At 72.3% G+C, this 6430-nt stretch carries 4 protein-coding genes; 1 reads left to right on the top strand and 3 read right to left on the bottom strand.

The genetic code is table 11. From position 1 onward, the window contains the following. Positions 1-901, top strand: a 901-nt coding sequence (locus D7X55_RS43645) for a hypothetical protein (protein WP_158626464.1), incomplete at its 5' end; no start/stop codon positions are given. A gap of 28 nt (positions 902-929) precedes the next feature. Here D7X55_RS43645 and D7X55_RS33545 read toward each other — a convergent pair. From D7X55_RS33545 to D7X55_RS33535, 3 genes are all read right to left on the bottom strand, one after another. Next, complete coding sequence (locus D7X55_RS33545; RefSeq protein ID WP_121725182.1) at positions 930-1862, bottom strand: hypothetical protein; 933 nt, start codon at positions 1860-1862, stop codon at positions 930-932. 59 nt (positions 1863-1921) lie between these two features. Then, positions 1922-3184: a sigma 54-interacting transcriptional regulator gene (locus tag D7X55_RS33540; RefSeq protein ID WP_407921808.1), complete on the bottom strand. Its 1263-nt coding sequence runs from the start codon at positions 3182-3184 to the stop codon at positions 1922-1924. A 135-nt stretch (positions 3185-3319) separates the two neighbouring features. After that, entirely contained in the window at positions 3320-6136 is a 2817-nt protein-coding gene (locus D7X55_RS33535) for a serine/threonine-protein kinase (protein WP_121725181.1), read from the bottom strand. Between the last annotated feature and the right edge of the window lie 294 nt (positions 6137-6430).

Here is a 6430-nt window from a genome sequence, read left to right as displayed (position 1 = left end):
GCCCCAGACGGCCCCGGCGCTCCCCCAGCCGCTGGTGGTTCCGCAGCAGGCGAACGTGGAGCCCCGGTTCGCGCGCAAGCCGGGCGCTTCCGAAGCTCCCCGCGAGCGCACCGCCACCGACGGCCAGTCATCCGACGCCGCGAAGCAGGCGCTGGAGGGCCGCGCGAAGCTGCGCCTCGCCGTCCTCAACCGCCTCCACCGCGGCCTCATGGAGGTGGAGGGGAAGATGGGCGCCTTCCTCCCCAACGCCGGCCGCCAGGGCGTCGTCACGCTCCCGGTGGTGCTGAGCGTGAGCACCGTCACCTTCGAGTGGTGGAAGTCCGCGAACGCGGTCCCCGAGGACCGGGCCTACCTGGCCCAGGTGCTGGGCGAGCCCGGCACGGCGGACGACGCCACGCTCATGGGCAGGCTGCGCGACGAGATTGCCCAGGCCTTCGCGGAGTTCCCGCGCACGCCGCAGGGCGTGGAGGCCCGGAAGGCGTACGACGGCGTCCTCCAGAAGTACGAGGCCGCGCGCATCCAGCCCATCATCGCGGGCCACGACAGCGGCCCCGTGGTGGAGGAGTGCGCGCGGCTGGGCCTGTCGTGCGAGAAGGACTTCACCCGTTCGGTGCTGCTGTCCCCGTGGATGCTGGCCACCAGCCAGACTCCGGACGAGGGCACCGCGACGCAGGTGATGGTGGCGGGCCTCACCCTGCCCCAGCTGGGCGCGCTGGTGGGCCACCTGCGCCAGCTGAACCCGCTGCTCTCCAACCCCCAGCTGCGCGCGCTGCTCCTGCGAGCCTCCACGGACAAGAAGCTGGCGCTGCGCAAGGTGATGGGGGAGCAGGAGGTGGAGCAGGTGCAGGCGCTGGCGCGTCAGCTGCTCCGGCTCCAGGCCGTGCAGCACCTCACCGTCTGAAGCGGTGAGGCGCGCGGCCCTCAGTCCCTCATGAGGACTCGCGGCCGAAGTTGCCCATGGCGCGCGAGCCGCCGCCATCCGTGTTGCCGAGCGCGACGGCCTTGAGCCCGCCCTCCTGCGCGGCCTGGGCCTCCGACATGCCCTGCGCGCTTTCGACGATCATCTGCCCGCCGCCCTGGTGCTGGTTCCAGGAGATCTCCATGGAGTCCGCCAGCCGCTGCGCGTCCACCGGAATCTTGGAGCCGGTGCTGGGGTCCTTGAGCAGGTAGCGGCCCTGGTCGTCCTTGCCCTCCACGGAGACCCAGTGCGCGCGGCCCGTCTCGCCCGGCTTCGTCGTGGGGTCCACCAGGCAGGAGTCCACCATCACCGCGCCCTTGGCGCCGCGCGCGAGCGCGTCATCCAGGGCCTTCGTGTCGAGCTTGGACGACGTCTGGGTCACCTTCGTGCCCTGGTTCGCCAGCATGTTGGACAGCTCATGCGGCGACGTGCCCTGGCCCTGCGTGAAGCGCGACTCCAGCGCGGCCATCTTTTCCTTGTCCGACGTGGGCTGCGCCTTGCTGGTGCCAATCTCCTTGCCCAGCATCACCGCCACGGCGGCGCCGCAGTCGTTCGCGTTGGTCTGCTTGACGACCTCGGGGTCGGCCGCCGCGGTGTCCCAGCCGCCAATCTCCGGGGCCTGGGGCGCGTTCGCCAGCGCGCCCGTGACGCCCAGCTCCTGCGCGGAGGCGCCCGCGTTCACCTGGAAGCGGTTCGCCCACGCCTGGTTGAGGGCCTGCACCGCCGAGAAGGCGTCCGTGGCCTGCTCCGTCTGGACGGGGGTGGGCGCGCCCTCCACCTGCGAGACGACCTTCTCCTCCGGCAACCCGACCTGCTGCGCGGTCTGCTGCGGGAGGGCGGACGGCTTCACCTCCGCCAGCTGCTGGAAGGTACGGAGGAGGTTGGAAGAGAGGTTCACGCTCACGGTAGCGTCTCCGGAGGGGGGGATGAGGGATGCCATCCTACCCCGGGTGCCGCTCCGTGTTAAGGGTCCCCGGACGGATCCAACCCGTGCTTGCGCAGGAGTTTCCGAAGGTAGACACGATCGATGTCCGCCTCTCGGGAAGCCCGGGAGATGTTGCCCTCGCAGCGCTCGATGAGGTTCTTCAGGTAGTCGCGCTCGAAGACTTCAATGAGGTGCTCCTTGGCCTCCTTGAAGGGCAGGTCCAGGTCCGGGCCCCTGCGGCCGTCCGCGCCCGGGGGCGCCTCCAGGTCCGGCAGGGCCTCCTCGCCCAGGTTGACGACCTGCTCCACCACGTTGCGCAGCTCGCGCACGTTGCCGGGCCAGGGGTACTGCATGAGCAAGGCGCGCGTCTGGTCCGACAGCGCGCTCTGCGGCCGGCCCATCTGCTTGAGCATGTGGTCGATGAGGTACGGGATGTCCTCCGGGCGCTCGCGCAGCGCGGGCAGCGTGACGCGCAGCACGGCGAGCCGGTGGAAGAGGTCCCGGCGGAACTTCCCCTGGTTGACGGCCTGCTCCAGGTTCACGTGCGAGGCGGCCACCACGCGCACGTTCACCGTGAAGTAGTCGTTGCCGCCCACGCGCTTGACCTGCCGGCGCTCCAGCACGCGCAAGAGGCGCGGCTGCAGCTCCAGGGGCAGCTCGCCAATCTCATCCAGGAAGACGGTGCCGTTCTGCGCGCGCTCGAAGGCGCCCGCGCGGTCGGCCTGGGCGCCGGTGAAGGAGCCCTTCACGTGGCCGAAGAGTTCGGACTCGATGAGGGTGGAGGGCACGCCCGCCAGGTCCACGATGACGAAGGGGCCCTTGGCGCGCGGGCTCTGCTGGTGGATGGCCTCCGCGCACAGGTCCTTGCCGGTGCCCGTCTCGCCGTGGATGAGGACGTCCGCGCCGCCGGGCGCCAGGCGCTCCAGCACGGTGAAGGCCTCGCGCATCTTGCGGCTCTGGCCCACGAGCGCGCCGAAGCGGTCCTTCGAGGACAGGGGCAGCGAACGCTCGCGCGTGTCCTCCGGCACCAGCTTCAATTCGGTGGTGCCCAGGGTGATGACGCTGCCGGGGCGCAGCTCCATGGCGGTGAAGCGCAGCCCCTCCACGAACGAGCCGTTGTGCGAGCCCAGGTCCGTGGCGACGACGTGCTCGTCATGCACCTCCAGCTTCAGGTGCTGGCGCGAGACGGCCTTGTCGGAGAGGACGATGTCACACGTGGGCGCCTTGCCCACGGTGTACGTCCCCTGCTTGAGCGGGTGGGCCTTGCCGGCCTCCGCGCCGGAAAGCACCCGGAGCACCATCCGCACCTGTCCCGCACGGCCCCGGTTCAGGGTGGCCGTGGCATCCAGGAGCGCCTCGTCCTCGTCTGGTGGCAGCGACACGGCGCGGGACGCTAGCACGCCCCGCCTGGGTCGCCAGCAGCCGCGCGTGACGTCCTACCTGCGCCGGCCCCGGCCCGGCTTGCGGGCAGGCGGGCGCGGGGACTCCTCGGGCAGCGTCTGAAGCCACGAGTCCACCTCGCCCACGCGGTCGTCCATGCCGGACTCGCTGAAGCGCGCCCTTGCGCGGGTGGCCTCGCCGCGGGCCTGCGCCCGAAGCCCTGGTGACTGGCCCGTCTGGTACAGCGCCCGCGCCAGCGCGAAGCCGGACTCCGCCAGCGCGTCCGGGGGCGCGGAGGCGAAGGACACCGCCAGCTGGAGCGGCGCCACGGAGTCGCGCGCCCGGCCCAGGCCCAGCAGCGCCTGGCCCACGCCGTCGTAGGAGGGCTGAAGGCCCTCGTCGCCCTCGGGCAAGAGCTCGCGCTTGAGGGCCACGGCCTGCTCGTAGGTCTTGAGCGCGTCGTCGTAGCGCTTCATGCCCAGCTGGCACATGCCCAATTCGTCCAGCGCCTCCGCCACCTGGGCGCTCTTGTCGCCGTGGAGCTTCTTGAAGAGGTCCACCACGGCCTGGGCGTGCGGCAGCGCGCGCTTGGGCTGACCGGCGTCGCGCAGGGCCAGGGACAGCAGGCCGTGCCGGTTGGCCATGTCCGGGTGCACCGGGCCCACGGCCGCCTCGGTCTTCGCGAGCGACGCCTCCAGGAGCGGCACCGCCCCCTTCGCGTCGCCCGTGCCCAGCACCAGCCGGCCCAGGAGGAAGAGGGCCCGCGCGCGCTTGGGGTGCTCGGGGGGCAGCGCCTTGTCGTAGAGGGCGCTCGCCTCCTCCAGCCGCGCTCGGGCCTCCTCCATGTGGCCCTGGGACATGGCGAGGTTGGCCTGGTTCACCTTCACGTCGGCCTGGAGCACGGGCTCGCCGCCCAGGCGCTGGAGGGTGGCCTCCGCCAGTTCGCCCCAGTTCGCCGCCGGGTCGTAGTGCTTCTGGCCGTCCTCCACGTAGAGCAGCTTGTTGAGGATGGCGACCTTCAGCCGGTCCGCCCTGCCCGCCTCCGCGTCGAACACCGCGCGCGACAGCAGGCGGGAGGCCTCCGGCGACTGGCCCGTCTGTTCCTGGAGCCAGCCCAGGTGGAAGCGCATCTCCGCCTTGAGCGGCAGATAGCCCGTCTTCTCCACCGGCGCCTCCAGCGCCTTCACCGCCGCGAGCGCCGCGGGGTAGCGGCCCGCGTCCACCTGCGCGCGCACCTCCGACAGCTGGTCCTCCAGCGCCTCGATGGTGTCGCGCAGGGCGGGGTCGGAGGGGCGGCGCTGCTGTTCGGCCAGGCCCTCCACGTCCTCGCACTCGTGCAGCGCGGGCAGCGCGTGCACCATGTCCACGGACTTCGCGACCATGGCGGCGTCCGCGCTCGCGAGCAGGTCCACCGTGGCGCGCAGGTCCTTGCGGCGGCGCTCCAGGCACACCACCTGCCGGTCCAGCTGCTCCTCCGGCTTCACGCCGCTCACGCGCGCCTCTTCACACGCCTGGACGCGCTGGTGTTTCCACGCGTCCGCGTACTGCCCCAGCACCTGCACCGCGCGGGAGGCCATGCCTTCCGCGAAGGGCTTGCCGGTGGCGCGGAAGGCGGACTCCAGCTTCGCCTTCGCGTCCGGCGTCCACACGGTGTCCATCAGCGCGCCCGCGTCCGTGCACACCTGGGACTGCTGCCACGCCACGCCGCCCGCCACCGCCAGCGCGGTCGTCATCGCGCCCGCCGCGCCCAGCCAGCGCTTGCGCTGTCCGTGGCGCTGCTCCTGGGAGAGCGCGTCCAGCAGGGCCTGCATGGAGGCAAAGCGCGCGTCCGCGTCCAGCGACAGTCCGCGCAGCACCGCCTGGCGCACCCAGCCGGGCACCTTCGCGTCGCGCGGCGGCTCGCGGATGAGCGCGGGCGGCGGCGAGATGACGGGGGCGGGCTTCGCGGGACCAGCGTTCAGGGACTGCGTGCCGCCCAGCGACGCGGTGCCGTCCGCTTCCACTTCCGCGCTGCGGCTGGCGGACACGTAGGCCTTGATGCTGCCGGGGTCGAAGGGGCGCGTGCCGTAGAGCGCGCCGTAGAGCGCCGCGCAGAAGCTGAACTGGTCCGTGCGCGCGTCCAGCTGCGTGCCCCGGAACTGCTCCGGGGACATGTAGTTGGGCGTGCCCACCAGCAGGCCCGCTTCCGTGAGCGTGGTGTCCAGCATGCGCCGGTCGGAGGACTCCAGCACCTGGGCCTCCTCCGGCGAGGCCGCGGTCTCCGGCCCTTCCCCCACCTGCCGCGCCAGCCCGAAGTCCGTCACGTAGACGCGGCCCGCGTGGCTCACCAGCACGTTGGCGGGCTTGAAGTCGCGGTGCACCAGCCCCGCCGCGTGCGCGGCCTGCAGGCCCCGGCCCGCCTGGAGGTAGCGCTCCAGCACCTCGCGCCAGGAGGGCTTCGCCTCCTTCAGCCACGAGCCCAGCGTGCCGCCCTCCACCAGCTCCATGGCGACGAAGACCTGGTCGCCCCACATGCCCACGTCGAAGACGGGGATGACGTTGGGGTGGGAGACGCGCGCCATGGCCTGCGCTTCGCGCAATAGCCGGGAGCGCGCCTCTTCATTGTCCCGGTTGGCGTTCGGGTGCAGCAGCTTCAGGGCAATCTTGCGGTCCAGGTCCGGGTCATAGGCGGCGTACACCACGCCCATGCCGCCCTGCCCCAGCTTGCGCAGCAGCAGGTAGCGGCCCACCTGGGGAACCGGAGGCACGTCCTCCGCGCGGCGAGGCCGGGGGCCCGTTCCGTATCCCGAGCCCCGTCCCGTCCCGGCGCCCGAGCGCGCGGAGTCCATGGAGCCGGTGCCTGCGCTTCGCCTTCCGGTGTCTCTCTTCGTCATGGGCCGTGGGCCGCGAGTCTACCGCCGGCCCTCGCCCGCTCCGAACATCCTTCCGCGCCGCGTCAACCCAGGACGCCTGCCTGGTGACGGTCGTCATCAGCGGCCAACGCCCGTCATCAGGGCGTGCGCACAGGGTGGGATACAAACCCCTGGAATCAGGGGCGGCCCGGGGGCGACGGCGCTGGCATGCGGGACGCAATGGGGTGGCGCATCGCGGTGCTCGCAGCCCTCCCCTTCTGGAGTTCCTCCATGGTCCTCACCCCCGCCACCCGGAAGCCGCTGACTCCCGTCACC

Origin of the sequence: Corallococcus sp. AB049A (assembly GCF_003668885.1) — a bacterium.
In the GTDB taxonomy this organism is placed as follows: domain Bacteria; phylum Myxococcota; class Myxococcia; order Myxococcales; family Myxococcaceae; genus Corallococcus; species Corallococcus interemptor.
The sequence above is the reverse complement of the archived record's forward strand: the minus strand, read 5'-3'. Positions and strand labels throughout refer to the sequence as shown.